Annotated in this window: 20 protein-coding genes and 1 pseudogene; 3 read left to right on the top strand and 18 right to left on the bottom strand. The window is 73.0% G+C overall.

Annotation, left to right across the window (positions count from 1 at the left end):
• Window positions 1-72 precede the first annotated feature (72 nt).
• Complete coding sequence (locus tag AB0K65_RS11980) at window positions 73-1,236, top strand: ATP-binding cassette domain-containing protein (protein ID WP_365715674.1); 1,164 nt, start codon at window positions 73-75, stop codon at window positions 1,234-1,236.
• A 57-nt stretch (window positions 1,237-1,293) separates the two neighbouring features.
• Here the strand turns inward: AB0K65_RS11980 and AB0K65_RS11975 are convergent, their stop codons facing one another.
• From AB0K65_RS11975 to AB0K65_RS11950, 6 genes and pseudogenes are all read right to left on the bottom strand, one after another.
• Complete coding sequence (locus AB0K65_RS11975) at window positions 1,294-2,247, bottom strand: ABC transporter substrate-binding protein (RefSeq protein ID WP_365715673.1); 954 nt, start codon at window positions 2,245-2,247, stop codon at window positions 1,294-1,296.
• The gene (locus AB0K65_RS11970) at window positions 2,244-2,921 is read right to left on the bottom strand and encodes an ABC transporter permease subunit (RefSeq protein ID WP_365715672.1); all 678 of its coding nucleotides are present in this window, start codon (window positions 2,919-2,921) and stop codon (window positions 2,244-2,246) included. Before AB0K65_RS11970 ends, AB0K65_RS11975 begins: the two co-directional genes overlap by 4 nt.
• Window positions 2,918-3,607, bottom strand: coding sequence for an ABC transporter permease (locus AB0K65_RS11965; RefSeq protein WP_365715671.1), 690 nt, complete (start codon window positions 3,605-3,607; stop codon window positions 2,918-2,920). Before AB0K65_RS11965 ends, AB0K65_RS11970 begins: the two co-directional genes overlap by 4 nt.
• 78 nt (window positions 3,608-3,685) lie before the next feature.
• A complete protein-coding gene (locus AB0K65_RS11960) occupies window positions 3,686-4,936 on the bottom strand; it encodes a cytochrome P450 (RefSeq protein WP_365715670.1) in 1,251 nt (416 codons plus the stop codon).
• Between the two features lie 136 nt (window positions 4,937-5,072).
• Window positions 5,073-5,726, bottom strand: a pseudogene (locus AB0K65_RS11955) (UdgX family uracil-DNA binding protein).
• A 34-nt stretch (window positions 5,727-5,760) separates the two neighbouring features.
• Window positions 5,761-6,006 carry a DUF6381 family protein gene (locus tag AB0K65_RS11950; protein ID WP_365715669.1) on the bottom strand — a complete coding sequence of 82 codons (246 nt, stop codon included), beginning with the start codon at window positions 6,004-6,006 and terminating at the stop codon, window positions 5,761-5,763.
• 105 nt (window positions 6,007-6,111) lie between these two features.
• Here AB0K65_RS11950 and AB0K65_RS11945 point away from each other — a divergent pair, with 105 nt between their 5' ends.
• The gene (locus tag AB0K65_RS11945; RefSeq protein ID WP_365715668.1) at window positions 6,112-7,080 is read left to right on the top strand and encodes an LLM class F420-dependent oxidoreductase; all 969 of its coding nucleotides are present in this window, start codon (window positions 6,112-6,114) and stop codon (window positions 7,078-7,080) included.
• Window positions 7,081-7,099: 19 nt separating this feature from the next.
• Here AB0K65_RS11945 and AB0K65_RS11940 read toward each other — a convergent pair whose 3' ends face one another.
• The 3 genes from AB0K65_RS11940 to nadE all read right to left on the bottom strand — a co-directional run bounded on the left by AB0K65_RS11940 (window position 7,100) and on the right by nadE (window position 8,966).
• The gene (locus AB0K65_RS11940) at window positions 7,100-7,504 is read right to left on the bottom strand and encodes a nuclear transport factor 2 family protein (RefSeq protein WP_365715667.1); all 405 of its coding nucleotides are present in this window, start codon (window positions 7,502-7,504) and stop codon (window positions 7,100-7,102) included.
• Between the two features lie 100 nt (window positions 7,505-7,604).
• Entirely contained in the window at window positions 7,605-7,991 is a 387-nt protein-coding gene (locus AB0K65_RS11935) for a VOC family protein (protein ID WP_365715666.1), read from the bottom strand.
• 144 nt (window positions 7,992-8,135) lie between these two features.
• Window positions 8,136-8,966 (bottom strand): ammonia-dependent NAD(+) synthetase, encoded by an 831-nt coding sequence (gene nadE / locus AB0K65_RS11930; protein WP_365715665.1) that lies wholly within the window; start codon window positions 8,964-8,966, stop codon window positions 8,136-8,138.
• A gap of 337 nt (window positions 8,967-9,303) precedes the next feature.
• Between nadE and AB0K65_RS11925 the strand changes: the two genes are divergently transcribed.
• Window positions 9,304-12,297 carry a carbohydrate binding domain-containing protein gene (locus AB0K65_RS11925; protein ID WP_365715664.1) on the top strand — a complete coding sequence of 998 codons (2,994 nt, stop codon included), beginning with the start codon at window positions 9,304-9,306 and terminating at the stop codon, window positions 12,295-12,297.
• 127 nt (window positions 12,298-12,424) lie between these two features.
• Here the strand turns inward: AB0K65_RS11925 and AB0K65_RS11920 are convergent, their stop codons facing one another.
• The 9 genes from AB0K65_RS11920 to pcaH all read right to left on the bottom strand — a co-directional run bounded on the left by AB0K65_RS11920 (window position 12,425) and on the right by pcaH (window position 21,511).
• A complete protein-coding gene (locus AB0K65_RS11920) occupies window positions 12,425-14,083 on the bottom strand; it encodes a molybdopterin-dependent oxidoreductase (protein ID WP_365715663.1) in 1,659 nt (552 codons plus the stop codon).
• Window positions 14,084-14,141: 58 nt separating this feature from the next.
• Window positions 14,142-15,056 (bottom strand): amino acid ABC transporter permease, encoded by a 915-nt coding sequence (locus AB0K65_RS11915; protein ID WP_365715662.1) that lies wholly within the window; start codon window positions 15,054-15,056, stop codon window positions 14,142-14,144.
• Window positions 15,053-15,718, bottom strand: coding sequence for an amino acid ABC transporter permease (locus AB0K65_RS11910; RefSeq protein WP_365715661.1), 666 nt, complete (start codon window positions 15,716-15,718; stop codon window positions 15,053-15,055). The genes AB0K65_RS11915 and AB0K65_RS11910 overlap by 4 nt, the downstream gene beginning before the upstream one ends.
• 10 nt (window positions 15,719-15,728) lie before the next feature.
• Window positions 15,729-16,580 carry a glutamate ABC transporter substrate-binding protein gene (locus tag AB0K65_RS11905; protein ID WP_365715787.1) on the bottom strand — a complete coding sequence of 284 codons (852 nt, stop codon included), beginning with the start codon at window positions 16,578-16,580 and terminating at the stop codon, window positions 15,729-15,731.
• Between the two features lie 45 nt (window positions 16,581-16,625).
• The gene (locus tag AB0K65_RS11900) at window positions 16,626-17,381 is read right to left on the bottom strand and encodes an amino acid ABC transporter ATP-binding protein (RefSeq protein ID WP_365715660.1); all 756 of its coding nucleotides are present in this window, start codon (window positions 17,379-17,381) and stop codon (window positions 16,626-16,628) included.
• Between the two features lie 104 nt (window positions 17,382-17,485).
• A complete protein-coding gene (gene pcaD, locus AB0K65_RS11895) occupies window positions 17,486-18,637 on the bottom strand; it encodes a 3-oxoadipate enol-lactonase (protein WP_365715659.1) in 1,152 nt (383 codons plus the stop codon).
• Window positions 18,634-20,172: a lyase family protein gene (locus tag AB0K65_RS11890; RefSeq protein WP_365715658.1), complete on the bottom strand. Its 1,539-nt coding sequence runs from the start codon at window positions 20,170-20,172 to the stop codon at window positions 18,634-18,636. The genes pcaD and AB0K65_RS11890 overlap by 4 nt, the downstream gene beginning before the upstream one ends.
• Complete coding sequence (gene pcaG, locus AB0K65_RS11885; protein ID WP_365715657.1) at window positions 20,169-20,738, bottom strand: protocatechuate 3,4-dioxygenase subunit alpha; 570 nt, start codon at window positions 20,736-20,738, stop codon at window positions 20,169-20,171. The genes AB0K65_RS11890 and pcaG overlap by 4 nt, the downstream gene beginning before the upstream one ends.
• 2 nt (window positions 20,739-20,740) lie before the next feature.
• A complete protein-coding gene (pcaH, locus tag AB0K65_RS11880; RefSeq protein ID WP_365715656.1) occupies window positions 20,741-21,511 on the bottom strand; it encodes a protocatechuate 3,4-dioxygenase subunit beta in 771 nt (256 codons plus the stop codon).
• Window positions 21,512-21,699 lie beyond the last annotated feature (188 nt).

Below are 21,699 nucleotides of genomic sequence, written 5' to 3'. Positions count from 1 at the left end.
CCCGCCGCTCGGAGCGTCCCGGACGGCCCCGGTCCCCGTGCGCGGCGCACGCACCGCTCCTAGCGTGGATCCATGATCCGGTTCGAGCAGGTCGGCAAGGTGTACGCGGACGGCACCACGGCCGTCGACGGCCTCTCCTTCGAGGTCGCCGAGGGCGAACTGGTCACCCTGGTCGGTCCGTCCGGATGCGGCAAGACGACCACGATGATGATGGTCAACCGGCTCATCGAACCCACCTCGGGCCGCATCCTGGTCAACGGCGAGGACGTCTCCACGGTCGACCCGGTCAGGCTCCGCAGGAGCATCGGCTTCGTCATCCAGCAGGGCGGCCTCTTCCCGCACCGCACCGTCCTCGAGAACGCCGCGACCGTGCCGGCCCTCCTCGGGTGGAAGAGGTCGAGAGCCCGGGCCCGCGCCGCCGAACTCCTCGACCTCGTCGGTCTCGACCCCGGGACGTACGGCGGGCGGTACCCGGCCCAGCTCTCCGGCGGACAGCGCCAGCGGGTCGGGGTGGCCCGGGCGCTGGCCGCCGACCCGCCCGTCCTGCTCATGGACGAACCGTTCGGGGCGGTGGACCCGGTGGTCCGCGAACGGTTGCAGAACGAGTTCCTGAACCTCCAGGCCACCGTCCGCAAGACGGTCCTCCTGGTCACCCACGACATCGAGGAGGCCGTCCGGATGGGCGACCGGATCGCCGTGTACGGACAGGGGCGTATCGAGCAGTTCGACACGCCGGGGGCCGTCCTCGGCGCCCCCGCCAGCCCGTACGTCGCCGAGTTCGTCGGCACGGACCGCGGCCTCAAGCGGCTCTCGGTGACCGCGATCGAGCCGGACGACCTCGACCAGCCGCCGGTCGCCCGCCTGGACGAGGCGGCCTCCGCCGCCGCGGCCCGGCTGCGGGCCGACGGAGCACGGTGGGCGGTGGTCCTCGGAAAGGGCGGGGAGCTGCACGGCTGGGTGGCGGCCGAGGCGCTGGCCCTCGCCGGCGAGGAGGGCACGGTCGGCGACCTGGCGCGCCGGATGGAGGCGTGGGTGCCGGTCGGCGCGCCGCTGAAGCGGGCCTTCGGCGAGATGCTCCAGCACGACGCGGGCTGGGTGGCCGTCCTCGACGGCCCGCGCTTCCTCGGCGTCCTGACCCCGGCGGGACTCCATGAGGCGCTGCGCCGTTCCGTCGACGCGGACGTGCGGGGCGTCGGGCGCGACGAGGTCGAGTTCGACTCGATCGCCGACGCCTGAGGGCCGCGTCCGCGGGAGGCACACCGCCGACGGGGCCGGCCGCCGCTTCACCGCCGGTCAGCCACCGGCCGGAAGAAGCTCCTTTCCGACCAGGTAGCTCCTCGCCACGTCCTCGGGAAGCCGGCGCCAGCTGTCCACCTCTTCGTTCATGCGGGCCAGATCGGCCGTGGTGAGCACCGTGTTCAGGCGGCCGAGGGCCCGGGTGACCCCCTCGCCGCCCGCTTGGGAGCGGTTGACGACCGGGACGATGTGGTCGGCGTTCTGCAGACGCCGGTCGTCCTCCAGCAGGACGAGCCCGAAGTCGTCCAGGGTCGCGTCCGTGGTCGTCGTCAGGACCATCTGGTCCTGACCGCTCTGCACCGCCTGCTTGGCCTGGGTGGTGCCCACGCCCTTCGGGTCGACGGCCGTGACGTCGATCCCGTACGTCTCCCTCAGCCCGGGCGCGCAATAGGGCCGTCGCACGCACTCGTCGCCCGCCGCGAGCCGTACGGGCAGCTTCGCCGCCCCCAGGTCGCTGAGCGTCCTCAGCCGGTGGCGGCCGGCGAAGGCGGAGGTGACGGCGAAGGCGTTCTGGTCGACGGCCCGGCCGGGGTCGAGGACGGTCAGTCCGCGCGGGCCGGCGAGGCGGCGCAGGGCGGTCATCGTGGCGGCGAGGTCGGGCGAGCCGACGGTCGGCGCCCCAGGGCCGTTGGCCTTGGCGTTGAGCCAGTCCGCGAACGTCGCCGCGTACTCAGGAACGACGTCGACCTGACCGCTCTCCAGGGCCGGTTCGTACAGCTCCCGGTTGGTGACGGACAGGATCTCGGTGTCGTAGCCGGCGTGCTCCAGGAGCAGCGCGTACATCCGGGCGAGCAGCTCGCTCTCGGTGAAGCCCGCCGTGCCGATCGTGAGCCGTCGGCTGTCTCCGGGCGGGGCGGTGAGGGCGCCCCGGTCCTCCAGGGACGGTCCGGTGGCGCAGCCGCCGAGGGCGAGGATGACGGCGAGGACGCAGGCCGTCCGGTGCGGCCTCATCCGGTGCTCCTCCGCGTCTGGGCGGGGGCGAGCCACCGACGGGTCGCTTCGAAGACGCCCTCGACGGCGAGCGCGAGGAGCGCGACCAGGACGGCTCCGGCGACGACCTGCGGGGTGGACGCGAGGTTGAATCCCGCGGTGATGACGCGGCCGAGCCCCCCGCCGCCGGCCAGCGCGGCGACGGTCGCGGTGGCGACGAGCTGGACGGCGGCGACGCGGACTCCGGTGAGGACGAGGGGCAGGGCGAGCGGAAGCTCGACCCGGAACAGCGTCTGGCTCCCGGTCATCCCCATGCCTCGCGCGGCCCGGACCACGTCGGCGTCGACACCGCGCATCCCCACGTACGCGTTGGTCAGCAGAGGAGGTACGGCGAAGAGCACCAGGGCGATGATCGTGGGCCACCAGCCGTACGCCCCGACCGGGCTGAGCAGCAGCAGAACCAGGACGGCGAAGGTGGGCACCGCGCGGCCGACATTGGAGAGGTTGACGGCGAGCGCCCCTCCCTTGCCGAGGTGTCCGAGGACCAGGGCGACGGGCAGCGCGAGGACGCAGCTGAGCGCGAGGCAGACCACGGTGAGGAGCAGGTGCTCGACGAGGCGGCGGCTGACGCCGTTCTCGCCGGACCAGTTCGCGGCGTCGGTCAGCCAGTCCCAGGTGGCGGCGAGCGTGTTCACGCGGCCCGCCCGCGGGCCGGCGCCGTCCACGGGGTCAGGAGCCGTTGCAGGCCGAGGAGGAGCAGGTCGGCGACGACGGCGATGAGCACGCAGAGGACGGAGGCGGTGAGGACCTGCGCCTTGAAGTAGGTGTTCATTCCGGAGTAGATGAGGTTGCCGAGGCCGCCGTGGCCGACGATCGCGCCGATGGTGACCAGGGAGACGGCTGAGACGGTGGCGATGCGCAGGCCCGCCATGGCGGCGGGCAGGGCGAGGGGGAGCTCGACGGCGAGCAGCAGGCGCACGGGGCCGTAGCCCATGCCGCGGGCGGCCTGGCGGATGTCCTCGGGGACGGCGCGGAGCCCGGCGAGGATGTTCCGTACGAGCAGGGTGAGCGAGTACAGGACGAGCCCGGCGACGACGAGGGAGGCGCTCAGCCCGTAGAGGGGCAGGAGCAGCGAGAACATCGCGAGGGAGGGGATCGTGTAGAGGACCGTCGTCACGCCGAGCACGGGACCGGCGCTCCAGCGCCAGCGGCGGGCGGCGACGGCGAGGGGCACGGCGAGCAGCACGCCGAGGGCGATGGACACCGAGGTCAGCTGGAGGTGCTGGACGACGGCGTCGGTGAGGATCTCTCGCCGCGAGGACAGATAGGCGCCGCAGATCCACTCGTTGCGCGCGAGGCAGTCGTCGGGAGGCGCGGTCATCACCCCATTCCAGGCCGGGCCCCGCGCGGCCGCACGCGGGACCGGGCCGTTCGGGGCCGCCCGGCGCTCCCCGGTCCCTCAGGCGGGGTGGGGAACGATCAGGAATCCGCTGCGGGGGCGGGTGGGCACGCGGTGGAGGGGGATCCGCAGGTCCTGCTCGGGAACCGTGTAGTCGAGCCGGGCCAGCTCGGTCGAGAGGGCGGCGAGCACGGCGACGGTGATGTCCTCGCCGGGGCACCGGTGACCGCTCTTGGCGTCGCCCCCGCCCTGCGGGATCAGTTCGTCGCGGTGCGGCGGCCGGCGGAGGAACCGCTCCGGGTCGAAGCGGTAGGGGTCCTCGAAGAGCGCGGGGTCGTGGTTCTGGCCGTAGACGTCGAGCAGGACGAGGGTGCCGGCGGGGATGTCGGCGCCGTCGAGCCTGAGGTCGGTGGCGGCGAGGCCCCCGACGAAGGGCGCGAAGGGGTAGAAACGCCGGACCTCGTGGGCGAAGGGCTCGGCATAGGTCTCGGTGTAGGGCTCCGCGTACGAACCGTCGTCCTCGCGGAGCAGGTAGCGCTGCTCGGGCCATCGGTGCAGGGCGTGGGCGGCGAAGGTGACGAACCAGGCGATGGCGACGGTGGGCCGGACGATGTTGAGCAATTCGACGGCCGCGGTGTGCGGGTCGAGGACCGTGCCGTCGGCGTCGTGGTGACGGACGATCGCGTCGAACGGCGTCGCGGGCGCACGGGTCGCACCGGCCCGGGTCTCCTCCACCAGGTCCGCCAGGACCTCTTCCTGCCGTGCGCGGGCGCGCCGGGCCCGGAGATGGCGCGGTCCCGGGGTGGCGAAGCCGTCGACCATGGCGACGCAGTCCCGGGCCATGATCCGGATCTGCTCGTCGGTCAGCGGTAGGCCGGTCCAGGCGCAGACGGCGCGGGCCAGGACCAGCGCGGCCTCGTCGAAGAGGACGGTGTGGCGGCCGTGCGGCGGGGCGAAGGCGCGCTGCCACTCCGCCCGGACCATGTCGACCAGTTCCGCGACGGCCGCGGGCCCGGTCAGCTCGGTCAGGAAGAGCGCCTTGCGCGCCCGGTGGTCCTCGCCGTCGAGGGTGTGGACGGCGCCTCGGCCGAAGAGCGTGTCCAGGACGGGCCCGGGCAGGGCGTCGTGCCGCCGGACGTGCTCCTCGTCGTAGAAGAAGCGCACCGCGTCGGGGCCGTGCAGGGCGACGGCGGGCCGCCCGAGAAGCCGGGTGCGCACGGGGGCTCCGCCGTTGCGGCGGCGCCGGTCGGGCAGCCAGGCGTACCCCTTGAGGAGCAGGGCGGCGGTGCTGTCGAGTGTCATGGGGGCCATGGGGCCCGGGTGCCCTTTCCACGGCGGAACACGCGTACGGGCAGCCGGGCCACCCGAAGGCACGGCCGATTTCACCCGTTCGCCGGGGGCCCGGGGGGTCATCCGGAAGGACGGGGATCAACCGACGGCCGGGTGCTCACAGTGCGCCGGCCGCCACCCGCAGGTCGGCGACGAGGCCCGGCGTACGCCGTGTCCCGGTCGTCCGCGCGCAGGACGGCCGACGGGTGCAGCGTCGCCACCGTCCGCGGGCCTTGCCCGTCCGTGCCGGGCAGGGAGAGCACGGCGCCGCGGTCGGCGCTCACGCGGAAGGAGCGGCCGAGGACCGCCTTGCCGGCCGTGGCTCCGAGGACGACGACCACGTCGGGGTCGACCAGCCGCAGCTCGGCCTCCAGCCACGGGTGGCGGGCGGTCGTCTCGCGCAGGCTCGGCGCCTTGTGGATGCGGCGCTTCCCCGGTCCCGAGCGCGTGAACGTGAAGTGCTTGACGGCGTTGGTGAGGTACGCCTCCGCCTCGTCGATCCCGGCGTCCCGCAGCGCCGCGGAGAGCAACCGGCCGGCCGGCCCGACGAAGGGCTCGCCCTTCCGTCCTCCTGGTCGCCGGGCTGCTCCCCCACGAGGAGGACGCGAGCGGCGGGATCGCCCCGGCCGAAGACCGTCGCGGCGGCCTCCTCGAAGAGCGGGCAGCCGCGACAGTCTGCGGCGGCCCGTCGATGTGCCGTCAGACCGCCTCGCGCGGGCAGGTAGGGCGTGGCGCCGTACTCCCGACCGCCGCCCCCGGTGGTGCCGCTCATGCGCAGACCTCCTCACCGCCGGGCCGGACGCGCGTCAGCCGGGGTACTCCTCGTGAAGGTCGTCGGCGGGCGGCCCCGGTTCCTCGCGCAGGGCGCGCTCGCTGCCCTCCTTGAGCTGTTCCCCCTGGTCGCGCAGGCGCGCGGCCTCCTCGGGGTCGGCGCTCCCGCGTGCCCGCTGGAGCAGGTTCTCGGCCTTGTCGCGCTCGTAGCGGGCGCGCGCGTGCGCGCCCTCGCCCTCGCGCGTGGCGTGATCGCGCGTCCCGTCCTCGCGTCCTGTCACCTCGCACCTCCTCACGCGGCGGCTTCCCCTGGCGTACGGGGGGGAAACCACCGGACGGCTCCCCGGGGATGTTTCTCCCCCTCGGCCACCGGCAACGCGCGGGACATGGCGAACTTCGGATACACGATGATGACCGAGCAGGCCGGCCCCCGGGACCTGGTGGCGCACGTGGTGCGGGCGGAGGAGGCGGGATTCGACTTCTCCGTGACCTCGGACCACTACTTCCCCTGGCTGGAGAGCCAGGGCCACGCGCCGTACGCCTGGAGTGTGCTCGGCGCGGCCGCGCAGGCCACCTCCCGGATCCCCCTCATGACGTACGTGACGTGTCCCACCGTCCGGTACCACCCGGCGGTCGTGGCCCAGAAGGCCGCGACGATGCAGCTGCTCAGCGAGGGGCGGTTCCGGCTGGGGCTGGGCTCGGGCGAGAACCTCAACGAGCACGTGGTGGGCGCGGGATGGCCCGCCGCCCACGTCCGGCTGGAGATGCTGGAGGAGGCCCTCGACATCATCCGGTCGCTCTTCGAGGGCGGGAACGTGAGCCGTCACGGCGCCCACTTCGATGTGGAGAACGCCCGGCTCTGGGACCTGCCCGACGAGCCGCCGCCGATCGGGGTGGCGGTGTCGGGCGACCGGTCCTGCGAGATCGCCGGGCGGCTCGCCGACCTCGTGATCGCCGTGGAGCCGAAGAGTGAACTCCTCGACGCCTACGACCGGCACGGCGGGGCGGGCAAGCCGCGGGTCGGCCAGCTGCCCGTCTGCTACGACACCGACCGGGACGCGGCGATCAAGCGCGCTCACGACCAGTTCCGCTGGTTCGGCGGCGGCTGGAAGGTGAACTCCGAGCTGCCCGGCCCCGAGGGCTTCGCCGGTGCCACCCAGTTCGTACGCCCCGAGGACGTGGCCGAGTCGATCCCCTGCGGCTCGGATGTCGACGCCTTCGTCGAGGCGGTCCGGCCCTACACCGAGGCGGGGTTCACCGACGTCGCGCTCGTCCAGATCGGCGGGGAGCACCAGGAGCCGTACATCGAGTGGGCGGAGCGGGAGCTCCTCCCGGCGCTGCGCGCCTCCCTCTGAGGGACCCGGGGCCGGCGCTTCACCCGGCCGGGGACGCCTGCGCCGCCTCGCGTGCGATCCGGTCGAACTGCGCCCCCATCGCCTCGGCCAGGGCGGTGGCCGCGGAGAGCGGCCGGACCATGACGACGAAGTCGTCGATCCGGCCCTCCTCGTCGATGTGCAGGAAGTCGCAGCCGTTGATCTCCTTGTCCCCGACCTTCGCCGTGAAGACGAGGGCGTGGTCGCGCCCGTCGGCCCCGGCGATCTCGCGGACGTAGCGGAAGTCGGTGAAGACCCGGCCGACCCCGCGGATGATCGCGGCGGTGATCGCCTTGCCCGCGTACGGCTTGAAGGCCACCGGACTGGTGAAGACGACCTCCTCGGCGAGCAGGGCCTCGATGGCGGCGTGGTCGTCGGCCTCGACGGCCTGGCGGAACGGATGCATGCGGACCCACCCCATAAGCAACTAGTTGACTAGGTGCGGATGAGGGTAACAGCAGCCGCGCTCCACCGGGGCGATCCGTCGAGGCCCTTCCCGAAGGACGTCAGCTGTCGCGCAGGACGGAGAGGACGTTTCCGGCGGGGTCGGTGAACCAGGCGATCGTCGGCCCGCCCCCGGCCCGCACGATGCCCTTCTCGTCCGCGTCGAACTGGGGGTACTTCTCGAAGGTCACCCCGCGGCGGACGAGCTCGTCGACGACGGCCTCGACGTCGTCCACGGGGAAGTTGAGGATCGTGAAGGTCGCGGGCGTGTGGTCGTCCTTCGGGTACACCATCACCTTGGCGCCGCTGCCGAGACTGAGGGTGAGCATCCGCATGTCCCCCTCGCCGGTCTCCTCGACCGGGAGGCCCAGCGTGTCGGCGTAGAAACGCCGGGCCTCGCCGAGGTCGTTCACCGAGAAGCCGCTGAACGCGGCCGACTGTCCGAGCATGGAGGTCTTCCTTCCGGGGATGGCGCCGTGAGTCGTCCCCTCAGGGCACACCACCGGGCCGGCCACCCGGACCCGCGCCACGCGGAGGGGCCCGGATGGTCGCGCCACATCACCCGTCCACCATGCCCGGCGGCGGGGGCGCGCTCAGGGTGCCAGGGGAAGCCTGCGCTTGTGGTCGGTGAGTTCGTAACGGCGGACGATCGAGGCGAAAGCGGCGTCGCCGACCGGCTTGCCCTCCAGGAAGTCGTCGATGTCGTCGTACGTCACGCCGAGCGCGTCCTCGTCGGGCTTGCCCGGGTCCAGGGTCTCCAGGTCGGCCGTCGGGGTCTTCCAGACCAGCGTGGACGGGGCACCCAGGGCCTCGGCGACCGCCCGGACCCGGCGCTTGGTCAGGCCGGTCAGCGGGACGACGTCCGCGGCGCCGTCGCCGTACTTGGTGAAGAAGCCGGAGACGGCCTCGGCGGCGTGGTCGGTGCCGACGACCAGGCCGTCGTGGGCGCCCGCGACGGCGTACTGCGCGATCATGCGCTGCCGGGCCTTGATGTTGCCCTGGACGAAGTCCTGGTGGTGGGCGTCGCGGAACGCCACTCCCCCGGCGACACAGGCCTCCAGCGCGGCGTCGGCCGCGGGCTTGATGTCCACGGTGAGGACCTGGTCGGCGGCGATGAAGCCGAGGGCCAGCTGGGCGTCCTGCTCGTCGGCCTGGACTCCGTAGGGCAGTCGCATGGCGTAGAAGGTCGCCTCGTGGCCGGCGGCCCGCGCCCGCTCGACGGCCAGCTGGCAGAGCCGGCCCGCGGTGGTGGAGTCCACGCCGCCACTGATCCCCAGCACGAGGCAGCGCAGCCCCGTGGCGGTGAGGCGCTCGGCGAGGAAGGCCACCCGGCGCTCGATCTCCGCGCTCGGGTCGAAGGACTCGGAAACCTCCAGTTCCCGGGCGATCTGCTGCTGCGTGGCGATGGACGCCGGGTCGGTCACGGGGTGCTCCTCGGGGTGGGTCGCGGTCACGGAGTAAGGCCGGGCGGCGGCGCCCGGACCGGTCCGACTCTAGGCGATCGCCGCCGCGCCGGCCGGAGCGGCAAAGGCTCGGGTCCGCACGCCGCCCCTTCACCGGATTCCGCGTGCGCGGCCCCTTTACGCCTCTGTCATGTGCGGGTAACTTCCCGACTCGCAAGAGTTTGCAGCAAGTTGCCGACTGTCGTTGCAGCAACCTGCGGCGGTCTCTCCCGTTCCGGTCCGAGGCGCGTCGGGCCGGACGGGCCCTGTCCGCCACGGCCCCGTCATCGCCGTGGCCCTGTTTCCGGAGAAGAGACGCATGCGATCCACTCCCTTCCGGCTGACCGGACGCGCCCCGGCCGCGGCCGTCGCGGCCGGCTGCCTCATCGGACTGCTCACGGCGGTGCCCCCGCCCACCGGGTCGACGGCCGCCCGGGCGGCGCCGGTCGCGGCGGAGACGAACACCGCGACCGTCTTCTACTCGACGAAGACGAAGAACTGGTCGGCCTACCACCTGCACTACGCGCCCGACGGCGGATCCTGGACCACGGTCCCCGGCCTGCGCATGGAGGCGGCCTGCACGGACTGGGTGAAGACGACCGTCACCCTGGGCGCGGCCGACGGACTCCAGGCCACCTTCACCGACGCCGCCGGCACCTGGGACAACAACGGCGGGCGGAACTACGACCTGGGCACCGGGAACGTCACCGTCAAGGACGGCGTGATCGCCCACTCCGACCCCTGTGCCACCGAGCCCGCCGAGCCGCCGGCCCCCGGCAACAAGGCGACCGTCTACTACTCCACCGCCGCCCTCGGCTGGACGACCGCCAACCTCCACTACCGGCCCGTCGGCGGGGTGTGGACCACCGTCCCCGGCATCGGCATGGAGGCCGCCTGCACCGGCTGGTGGAAGCGGACCGTCGACCTGGGCGTGGCCACGGCGCTGACCGCCGTCTTCAACAACGGCAACGGCGTCTGGGACAACAACAACGGCGCCGACTACGCCCTGTCCGCCGGTACGAGCACGGTCAAGGACCGGGTCGTCACCAGGAACGCCGCCGACCCGTGCGCGGCCGAGGTGCCCGACACCCGGGCGCCCACCGTGCCGGCCGGCGTCACCGCCAAGGCGGACGGCGTGTCGGTGGTGCTCACCTGGGAGCCGTCCACCGACGACAGGGCGGTCACCCGGTACCAGGTGACCCGCACCGGCGGCACCCGCGGCATCTTCGTGAGCGACGTCGGCTCGACCGTGTTCTCCGACGCCGGGCTGGAGGAGCGGACGGCCTACACCTACACGGTGAAGGCCGTCGACGCGGCCGGGAACGTCTCCGCGGCCTCCGCCTCGGCGACGGCGACCACGGGCGCGAAGCCGCCCGCGGCCACCCCCGGCAAGCCGCTGGGCACCGACCCGCGCAAGGACCCGATCTACTTCGTCCTGACCGCCCGCTTCAGCGACGGCGACGCGACGAACAACCGCGGCGGGAGCCAGCACCAGAAGTCGGGCAACGCCGCCAACGACGACCCGATGTTCCGCGGCGACTTCAAGGGTCTGGTGAAGAAGCTGGACTACATCAAGGGGCTCGGCTTCTCCGCCGTGTGGATCACGCCCGTGGTCCTCAACCGGTCGGACTACGACTACCACGGCTACCACGGCTGGGACTTCTACAAGGTCGACCCCCGCCTGGAGTCGGCCGGCGCCTCCTACCAGGACCTGATCAACGCGGCCCATGCCAAGGGCATGAAGATCTACCAGGACGTCGTCTACAACCACTCCTCGCGCTGGGGAGCCAAGGGCCTGTTCACCCCGAAGGTGTACGGCGTCCGTGACAGCCAGTGGAGCTGGCACTACGACGAGCCCTCCGCGTCCTTCGAGTACGACGGCCTGACCGTCGAGCCGAAGTCGGGGAAGTCGTACTACAACGGCGACCTGTGGTCGACGGCCGAGCCGACCGGGAACACCTGCGTCAACTGGGGCGCCCCGACGCAGTACACCTCCCCGGAGGGCTACCGCATCTACAACTGCCAGTGGCCCAGCCCCACCTCCGGCATGTTCCCGAAGTCGCTCTACCACAACTGCTGGATCGGCAACTGGGAGGGCGAGGACTCCCGTTCCTGCTGGCTGCACGACGACCTCGCCGACTTCAACACCGAGAACGCCCAGGTGCAGAACTACCTGATCGGCGCGTACGACAAGTACATCGACATGGGGGTCGACGGCTTCCGCGTCGACACCGCCGTCCACATCCCGCGCACCACCTGGAACCGCCGCTTCCTGCCCGCCATCCAGGAACGCGTCACCCAGCGGCACGGCGCCGAGGCGGCGAGGAACTTCTTCGTCTTCGGAGAGGTCGCCTCCTTCGTCAACGACAAGTGGAACCGCGGCTCGGTCAACCACTCCGCCCAGTTCTTCACGTGGAAGGAGCGCAAGGAGTACGACGCCGACGACACCAAGGCCGCGCTCGAGATGTACGACTACGAGCAGCAGCAGGGCACGGCGAACCAGCCGACGTCCACCAACGCCTTCCTCAACGGCAACACCTACCACGCCCCGGACCACAGCAGGTTCTCCGGGATGCACGTCATCGACATGCGCATGCACATGAACTTCGGCGACGCGGACAACGCCTTCCACAACGGCAAGGACTCCGACGACAGCTACAACGACGCCACCTACAACGTCGTCTACGTCGACAGCCACGACTACGGTCCCAACAAGGGCCACGAGCGGTACGCGGGCGGTACCGACGCCTGGGCCGAGAACATGTCGCTGATGTGGACCTTCCGCGGCATCCCGACCCTCTACTACGGCTCCGAGATCGAGTTCCAGAAGGGCAAGAAGATCGACTGCGGGCCCACCTGCCCGCTGGCGACCACCGGTCGCGCCTACTACGGCGACCACGTGGCGGGCGACGTCACGGCGTCCGACTTCTCCCGGGTCGACTCGGCCACCGGCGCCGTCGCCACCACGCTGCAGCAGCCCCTGGTCAAGCACGTCCAGCGCCTCAATCAGATCCGCAGGGCGATCCCGGCCCTGCAGACGGGCCAGTACTCGACCGCGGGCGTCCAGGGCGGGATGGCGTTCAAGCGCCGCTACACCAGCGGCGCGACGGACAGCTTCGCCCTCGTCACCGTCTCGGGGGGCGCCACCTTCACCGGCATCCCGAACGGCACCTACACCGACGCCGTCACCGGCGAGCGGCGGACCGTCACCGACGGCACGCTGACCGCCGCCGCGCCGGGCAAGGGCAACCTGCGGGTGTTCGTCCTCGACGGACCCGGCCGGATCGGGGTGGCGGGGCCGTATCTGAAGTAGGCACGGCCCACTCGCGGTCCACGCGTGACGCCCCGGCGGGTGGCGGGTGGCGGCTCCGGCCGCCTCCCGCCACCCGTTCGTGCGCGCGCCGCGTCCGTCTCCGTCGGCCCGTGCGCCCGTGCGCCCGTCAGTCGACCGTCACGACGACCGAGTGCCACCCGCTCGCGCCGTCGGGCATGGTGTCCGTCCGGCGCTCGGTCTGCACCTGGCCCGTACCGTCGGTGGCGCGGACCGTGAGGGTGTGGCGGCCGGACGTCGCCTCCCAGGGGTACGACCACTGGCGCCAGGTGTCCCGGCTGTCCTCGGTCCCCAGCCGGGCGTCCCGCCACGGGCCCTCGTCGATCCGTACCTCGACCCGCTCGATGCCCCGGTGCTGCGCCCAGGCCACTCCGGCGACCATCACGGCGCCCGGCTTCGGCCGGGCGAACGACCGCGGGGTGTCGATCCTGGACTGCGTCTTGACGGGCGCCTCGGCCGCCCAGCCGCGCGGCACCCAGTAGGCGTCGTAGGAGTCGAAGGTGGTGAGCTCGATCTCCTCGATCCACTTGCAGGCGGAGACGTAGCCGTACAGACCGGGAACGAGCATACGGACCGGGAAACCGTGGTCGAAGGGGAGCGGCTCGCCGTTCATCCCGAAGGCGAGGAGGGCGTCCCGGCCGTCCATCACCTGCTCGACCGGGGTCCCGATCGTCATGCCGTCCACCGAGCGGGCGACGAGCTGGTCGGCGGGTCCCCCGGCGGAGGGCGGCGTCACCCCGGCCTCGCGCAGGAGGTCCGCCAGTCGGACGCCGAGCCAGCGGGCGTTGCCGACGTACGGCCCGCCGACCTCGTTGGAGACGCACGCGAGGGTGATGTCCCGCTCGACCACCTCGCGGCCGAGCAGGTCGTCGAGGGTGAGGCGCAGTTCGCGGGTCACGCCCAGGCCGTGGACGCGCAGCCGCCAGCCGCCGGCGTCGACCTTGGGGACGACGAGAGCGGTGTCGACGCGGTAGAAGTCCCTGTTCGGGGTGGTGAAGGGACTGATGCCCGGGACGGGAAGCTGCGCTCCCGGGGGCACGGCGGGCGCCGGGGACGCGGGAGGGGGCAGCCGCAGCGCCGTGCGGGAGGCCACCGCGTCCTGCGCGCGGGTGCCGCCGAGGGTGCGGCCGAGCGCGGCCGCTCCGGTCGCGGCGACGGCGCTGCCTGCGGCGACCACGAGGAAGCTGCGGCGCGCGGCGCCGACGGCCGCCTCCGGCGCGGCCGAGGGGCGGGGCCCCAGCAGCCGGCCGATCAGGACGTACAGCAGGAGCGCGCCCGCCACGGCTCCGGCCAGTGAGGGCAGCGCGTCCGTCGCGGAGTCGGAGTCCGGGCGGCTCACGGCGGCGAGCGCGCCGACCACGCCGAAGGCGAGCACCCCGGCCGCGCCGGCCCGGCGGTGGCGCAGGGCCAGCAGGCCCAGGGCGACGGCGAGGACGGCGAGCACGACGAGGATGCCGAGCAGAAGGACGATCTTGTCGCTCTCGCCGAAGGCGACGATGGCCCAGTTCTTGACCGCCGCCGGGGTGAGGTCGATGGCGGCGCCTCCGACCGCCGTGACGGGTCCGGCTTCGGGACGGACCGCGGCGGCGGCCAGTTCGGCGACGGCGAGGGAGACGTATCCGGCGAGGAGCCCGCCGAGGGCGGCCAGGAGACGGTCGGTGCGGGTGGGCTCGCGCGCCGTCCCGGGCGGGGGTGGCGCGGTCGGCCCGCGCGTCGCGTCGGGCGTGGGCTGGGACGAGGGCTCGCGCGGGGATCCGGAAGGGGTCATGTCCTTCCCTTCGGCACCGCGGCCCTCGCGGATGGGCCGATTCACCCGGGAGGACGTGTCACTTCGGGCCGTCGGCCGGTCCGATGTGCTCGCCGGGCCGGGCCAGTTCGTCCACCGCCTCGGCACCGACGACCGCGCCCGTCGACCGCTTGGCGCGCCGCAGCCTGCGCTCCAGCCGCCCGGCGAAGGTGGTGAGCGCGAAGTTGAGGATCACGAAGACGACGGCGACGATCGTGAAGCTCGCGATGGTGTTGGCGCCGTAGTTCGCGCTCATGGGCCGGACGGAGGCGAGCAGTTCGGAGAAGCCGAGCATGGCCCCGCCGAGCGCGGTGTCCTTCACGATGACGACGAGCTGACTGACCAGGGCGGGAAGCATCGCGGTGACCGACTGCGGCAGCAGGACGTACGTCATCGTCTGGCCCTTGCGCATGCCGATGGCCTGGGCGGCGTCGGTCTGGCCGCGGGGCAGGGCGAGGATCCCCGCCCGGACGACCTCGGCGAGGACGGAGGCGTTGTAGAGGACGAGTCCGGTGACGACGGCGTACAGGGGGCGCGTCTCCGGGCTGACGTCGGTGAACTCGGAGTAGGCCGCGTTGGCGAAGAGCATCAGGATGAGGACCGGGATGGCGCGGAAGAACTCCACGACCGTGCCGGACACGCCCCGCACCCAGCGGTGGTCGGAGAGCCGGCCGATGCCGAACAGGGCTCCCAGGGGCAGGGCGATGACCATGGCGAGTGCCGCCGCGATGAGGGTGTTCTTCAGGGCGGGCAGGAGGTACGTCGTCCAGGTGCGGGGGTCCGTGAAGAAGGGCTCCCACTTGGCCCCGGTCAGCTGGTTCTTCTCGGCGAGGGCACTGACCACCCACCAGACCAGCCCGGCGACGGCCAGCAGGAAGAGCACGGTGTAGAGGACGTTGCGCCGTCGGGCGCGGGGTCCGGGCACGTCGTAGAGGACGGGGGTGCCGGGTTTCATCGCTTCACCGCCACCTTCTTGGCCAGCCAGCCCATGAAGAGTCCGGTGGGGAGGGTGAGGCAGATGAAGCCGCCCGCGAAGATCACCGAGATGAGGATCAGCTGGGCCTCGTTCTCGATCATCTCCCGCATCAGCAGGGCCGCCTCGGCGACACCGATGGCGGCGGCCACGGTGGTGTTCTTGGTCAGGGCGATCAGCACGTTGGCGAGCGGCCCGACGACCGAGCGGAAGGCCTGGGGCAGCACGATCAGCCGCAGCACCTGCGGAAACCCGAGCCCGATGGCGCGGGCCGCCTCGACCTGGCCGACGGGCACGGTGTTGATGCCGGACCGCAGCGCCTCGCAGACGAAGGCGGAGGTGTAGGCGATCAGCCCGAGCACCGCGAGCCGGAAGTTGATGGTGGTGAAGTCCTTGGCGCCCATGTCGACGCCGAGGGTCTGGAAGAGGCCCAGCGAGGTGAAGACGATGATGACGGTGAGGGGGATGTTGCGGACGATGTTGACGTAGGCGGTACCGAAGCCCCGCATCAGGGGGACGGGGCTGACGCGCATCGCGGCCAGCAGCGTCCCCCAGATCAGGGAGCCGATCGCCGAGTAGACGGTGAGCTGCACCGTCACCCAGAAGGCTCCCCACAGGTCGTACCCTTCGAGGAAGTCGAACACGTCGGCCTGCTCACTTGACGATGACGCCGATCTGCGGGGCGGGTTCGTTCTGATAGCCGGCCGGGCCGAAGTTCTTCTTCACGGCCGCGTCCCAGGAGCCGTCGGCGACCATCTTCTCCAGGGCGGTGTTGATCTGCGCCTTGAGTTCGCTGCCCTTCTGGACGCCGATGCCGTAGTTCTCGTTGCTCATCTTGAAGCCGGCGAGCTTGAACTTGCCCTTGAACTCGTCCTGCGCCGCGTATCCGGCGAGGATCGAGTCGTCCGTGGTCAGGGCGTCGATGACGCCGTTCTCCAGGCCGGTCAGGCACTCGGAGTAGCCGCCGTACTCCTGCAGCTGCGCCTGCGGGGCGAGCTTCGTCTTGACGTTCTGGGCGGAGGTGGAGCCGGTGACCGAGCACAGCTTCTTGTTGTTCAGGTCCGACGGCTTGGTGATCGAGTCGTCGTCCGCGCGGATCAGCACGTCCTGATGGGCCAGGAGGTACGGGCCGGCGAAGTCGACCTTCTGGGCGCGCTCGTCGTTGATCGAGTAGGAGGCCGCGATGAAGTCCACGTCGCCGCGCTGCAGCAGCGTCTCGCGGTCGGCGCTCTTCGCCTCCTTCCACTCGATGTCAGCGGGCTCGTGGCCGAGCTGCTTGGCCACGTAGGTGGCCACGTCGACGTCGAAGCCGGTGTAGGTGCCGTCCGGCGTCTTCAGCCCGATGCCGGGCTGGTCGTACTTGATGCCGATGGTGATCTTGTCGTCGTCGGCGGCGGCGGATCCGCCGTTCCCGCCGCCGTCGTCGCCGCAGCCGACGGCGGTGACGGAGAGGACGACCGCCGCCGCGGCGGCGAGGGCTGCCTTGCTGAGCTTGCGCGGGTTCATGGCCTTCACACCCCTGGGTGCTCCTGTGCGCGCGGCGGCCGTGGCTCAGTGGTGCAGGATCTTCGACAGGAAGTCCTTGGCACGGTCGCTGCGCGGGTTGCTGAAGAACTGGTCCGGCGTCGTCTCCTCCACGATCCGGCCGTCCGCCATGAACACCACACGGTTCGCGGCGGAGCGGGCGAAGCCCATCTCGTGGGTGACGACGACCATGGTCATCCCGTCACGGGCGAGTTGCTGCATGACCTCCAGCACCTCGTTGATCATCTCGGGGTCGAGGGCCGAGGTGGGCTCGTCGAAGAGCATCACCTTCGGCTCCATGGCCAGGGCGCGCGCGATCGCCACGCGCTGCTGCTGGCCGCCGGAGAGCTGGGCGGGGTACTTGTCGGCCTGCGAGGCGACCCCGACCCGGTCGAGGAGTTCCCGGGCCCGTCGTTCGGCCTCCTTCTTGTCCTTCTTGCGGACCTTGATCTGGCCCAGGGTGACGTTCTCGAGCACGGTCTTGTGGGCGAAGAGGTTGAAGGACTGGAACACCATGCCGACGTCGGCACGCAGTGCGGCGAGCTCGCGGCCCTCGGCGGGCAGGGGCTTGCCGTCGATGACGATCTCGCCGGAGTCGATGGTCTCCAGCCGGTTGATGGCCCGGCAGAGGGTCGACTTCCCTCCGCCGGAGGGGCCGATGACGACGACGACCTCGCCGCGCCCGACGGTCAGGTCGATGGACTGGAGCACATGGAGCGCGCCGAAGTGCTTGTCGACGCCGCTCAGCACGACAAGCGCGTCACCGCCTACCGGGACGGGCATGGCACCCTCCTGGGTCACCGCCCCCGCTTACCGCTTCTCTCCCACGTTCATGCTCCGCCCTCTCCGGGGCGCGCGCACGCCGAGGGCCCGGCCGGGCGGGCCGTTCAGCGGTCGGGTCCGGCGTCCGCCGGCTCTTCGGCCAGGACGCGCCCGGCGACGGTGAAGGCCGCGTTGGCCGCCGGGACGCCGCAGTACACGGCGGTCTGGAGCAGCGCGGCGCCGATCTCGTCCACGGTGAGGCCGTTGCGGCGCGCGGCGCGGAGGTGCAGGGCCAGTTCGTCGAGATGGCCGTGGGCGACCAGGGCCGTGAGGGTGACGAGGCTCCGCTCCCGGCGCGTGAGGGTGGGGTCGGTCCAGATCTCCCCCCAGGCGTAGCGGGAGATGAAGTCCTGGTAGCGGGCCGAGAACGCGCTCTGGCCGGCCTGGGCGCGGTCCACGTGCGCGTCGCCGAGCACCTCGCGCCGCACCGCCATGCCGCGCGGGGCGTGGCGCCCGAAGTGGGCGGTCAGCGCGCCGAGGACGGCCTCGGGCCGTTCGGCCGGCGCCAGGTGGGAGGCGCCGGGGATCTCGGTGAGCGCCGCCCCCGGCACGGCGTCGGCGATCTCCCGCAGGTGGGCGGGCGGGGTCGCCGGGTCCTCCCGGCCTGCGAGGAGGAGGGTCGGCGCGGTGATCGACGGCAGCCGGTCGCGCAGGTCGAAGGCGGCGAGCGCGTCGCAGCAGGCGGCGTACGCCTCCGGGTCGGCCGTGCGGTGGTCCTCGACGAGGCGGGGGACGGTGAAGCCGGGCGTGAACCACCGGGAGCCGGCGCTCTCGGCGAGCGCGGCGAGTCCCTCCCGGCGCACGGAGGCCGCCCGCTCGCGCCACCTCGTCGGTTCGCCGAAGTGGGCGGAGGAGCACAGCACGGCCAGGCGGTCGATCCGCTCCGGGTGGTGGGCGGCGAGATGGAGACCGACGGCTCCGCCGAGGGACACCCCGGCGTACGAGAAGCGGTCGACGCCGAGGCGGTCCGCGAGGGCCAGGACGAGCCCGGCCAGGTCGGCGACGGTCGCTCCGGGGCCGATGAGGGAGGCCGGGGAGCCGCCGTGGCCGGGGAGGTCCCAGCGCACGACCCGGTGGGTGGCTGAGAGCTCGGGGGCGACCGCGTCCCACAGGGCGGTGGAGGTGCCGAGGGAGGGGCCCAGGAGGAGGACCGGTCCCGACGCGGGTCCCTCGGCCCGGTGGTGGAGCGGTGGATCGTACGGCGGGGTGGGGGTCATCGTCGCTCCAGGGCGCGGTCGGTGAGGGCTGCCGCGGATCCGGTGCAGCGCGTGGGGTCGGTCAGCTCGTCCAGGTCGAGCGCCCGCGCCTCGTCGGTCTCCGCGAGGAGTTCGCGCAGCGTCCGCCCCTCGGCGCGGGCCCTGCGGGCGAGGTCGGTGAGGAGCCGTGTGGCGCGGTCCCGTCCGAGGAGCGGGGCCAGGGCGGCGGCCAGCCGCTCGGAGACGATCAGCCCGCCGGTGAGCCGGAGGTTCGCGCGCATGGCGTCCGGGTGGACGCGCAGGTCTCGGGCGAGCGCGGCGGCGTCGTGGGCCGCTCCGCCGACGAGGCGGAGCAGCTCGCGCAGCGGCTCCCACTCGGCGTGCCAGGCGCCGGCCGGGCGTTCGTCCTCCGCCGCGAGCGAGCAGTGGAGGGCGGCGGCGAGGTGCGGGGCGCGCCGGGCGGCGGACGCCACGAGGGTGGCACGGACGGGGTTGGCCTTGTGCGGCATGGCGGAGGATCCGCCGCCCGCGCCCTCGGTCACCTCGGCGATCTCGGTACGGGAGAGGGTGAGCACGTCGACCGCCGTCTTCCCGAGCGCACCGGCCGTGAAGGCGAGCGCGCCGGCGAGGTCGGCGATTGGGGTGCGCAGGGTGTGCCAGGGCAGCGTGGGCAAGGCGAGTCCGGTCTCGTGGGCGAAGGCGGCGACGAGCCGCTCGGCGGAGAACGCGGCGGCGTCCGCCCCGGGGCGGGCCGGGGCGGGGCCGGTCGTCCCGGGGCCGGCCGAGCCGGCGTCGGTGGCGGCAGGGGGCGTCGCTGCCGGGCCGCCGGCACCGGCGACAGCCCCGCGGGGGTCACCAGGTCGCGTCGCAGCGGGGCCACTGGGGCGGGTGTCATGCGAGCCCGGGCGCGTCCCGCCGGATCCGGTCGGGTCGCCGCCGTAGTCGTGGAACGCGGCCAGGGTGCCCGCCGCGCCTCCGAGTTGTGCCGGCAGTGAGTCCCGGACGGTCCGGACGCGGTCGCGCGCGTCGAGGACGAGCGAGCGCCAGCCCGCCACCTTCAGACCGAAGGTGGTGGGCACGGCGTGCTGGGTGAGCGTGCGGGCGGGCATCGCCGTGTCCCGGTGAGCGGCGGCCAGGACGGCCAGGGCCCGTGCCGTGCGGTCGAGGTCGGCGAGGACCGGGCCCAGGGTGCGGGCCGCGACCAGCATCGTCGCGGTGTCCATGATGTCCTGGCTGGTCGCGCCCCGGTGGACGTAGGGCCGCCACTCCCCCGGCACGGCGGCCGTGAGGTCGGCGACGAGCGGGATGACGGGGTTGCCTCCGCCGCGGGCCCGCAGGGCCAGGTCGCGCACGTCGAAGCGGCTCGCGTCGGCGGCGGCCGTGACGGCGTGGGCGGCCCCGGCGGGGATCCGGCCGACGGCCGCCTGGGCGCGGGCGAGCGCGGCCTCCGCGTCGAGCAGGGCCTGGAGGAACGCGGTGTCGGAGGTGGCCGACTCGGCCGGGGCGCCCGCGCGTCCCGGGGCGAGCAGTCCGGCGTCGAAGAGCGCGTCTGTCACCGGAACTCCAGGAAGACCGTCTCGTCCTCGCCCTGGAGGCGGACGTCGAACCGGTACGTGCGGTTCTCCTCCGGTCGCGCGACCAGCGTGGCGCGGCGCCCGGCCGGGAGCGCGTCCAGCAGCGGGTCCGGGCCGTCTTGCAGATAGACCCGGGTGAAGAGGTGGTGCAGCAGTCCGCGCGCGAACACGCAGACGCTGATGTAGGGCGCCCCCGCGTTGCCGGGCGGCAGCGTGTGGAGGGCGTAGTGGCCGTCGGCGTCCGTGGCGACCCGGCCGAAGCCGGTGAAGTCGGTGCCGTTGCGGCCGAGGAACCCGCCGGTCACGGGGTCGCGGCGCATCGATCCCGGGGCGCCCGCGAGGGAGCCGTCGGGGGCCGCCTGCCAGAACTCCAGGACGGCGTCGGGGACGGGGGCGCCCTCGCCGTCGCGCACGTGACCGTGCACGGTGATCCGCTCCGGGTGGCCCGCGGGCGCGACCCGCTCCCCGTCGGGAAAGGGCAGGGCGTAGCCGTAGAACGGTCCGACGGTGTGGGAGGGCGTGGGCAACGGCGGCGTCGTCTCGGGCACGGTCAGCGTCCTTCCTCGATCCAGGTGGCGCAGGGACCGTCGAGGACGATGTCCCAGGCGTACCCGAGCGAGAACTCGGGCTGCGAGAGGTCGTGGCGGTAGGTGGCGACGAGCCGTTCGCGGGCGGCGCGGTCGGTGACCGAGCGCAGGATCGGGTCGTATGCGAACAGGGGGTCGCCCGGGAAGTACATCTGGGTCACGAGCCGCTGGGCGAACGCCGTGCCGAAGAGCGAGAAGTGGAGGTGGGCGGGGCGCCAGGCGTTGGTGTGGTTGCGCCACGGGTAGGCGCCGGGCTTGATGGTGGTGAAGTGGTACCGCCCCCGGTCGTCGGTGAGCGTACGGCCCACGCCCGTGAAGTTGGGGTCCAGCGGGGCGGGGTGGCGGTCGCGAAGATGGGCGTACCGTCCCGAGGCGTTGGCCTGCCACAGCTCGATGAGCTGGCCGCGCACGGGGCGGCCGTCCCGGTCGAGGAGGCGTCCGGAGACGGTGATCCGCTCGCCGAGGGGCTCCCCGGCATGCCGGCGGGTCAGGTCGTTGTCGGCGTCGGTGACGTCGGTGGGTCCGAAGACCGGCCCGGAGAGCTCGACCGTCTCGGGGTCCCCTCCGTTGACGGCGACGAGCGGGCGGTGGGGGTGGCGCAGGAGGGAGCTGCGGTAGGGGGCGTAGTCGCGGGCCGGGTGGCTGCGCGCGGGCGCGCCGGCGGCCAGCTGCTTGTCGTACGCCTTCTGCAGGTCGTCGATCTCGGTGTCTATGTCCGACTGGGTGAGAGCCATGAGGATGTCCCGGAGGTCTGGTGCGGGTCTGGATGCGGGGCGCCGGGGTGCGGCGCTCGCCCGCGCGGAACGGGGGCGCGGTGGTGGCGTGCGCCGAACGGGGGCGCGGTGCGGCGCTCGCCCGCGCGGTACGGGGGCGCGGTGGTGGCCTGCGCGGTACGGAGCCGGGGTGCTGCGCCGCGCGGGAC

The sequence above is a fragment of the Streptomyces sp. NPDC053755 genome (genome assembly GCF_040677675.1).
Lineage (GTDB): Bacteria > Actinomycetota > Actinomycetes > Streptomycetales > Streptomycetaceae > Streptomyces.
This window is presented reverse-complemented; position numbering and strand designations above follow the sequence as displayed.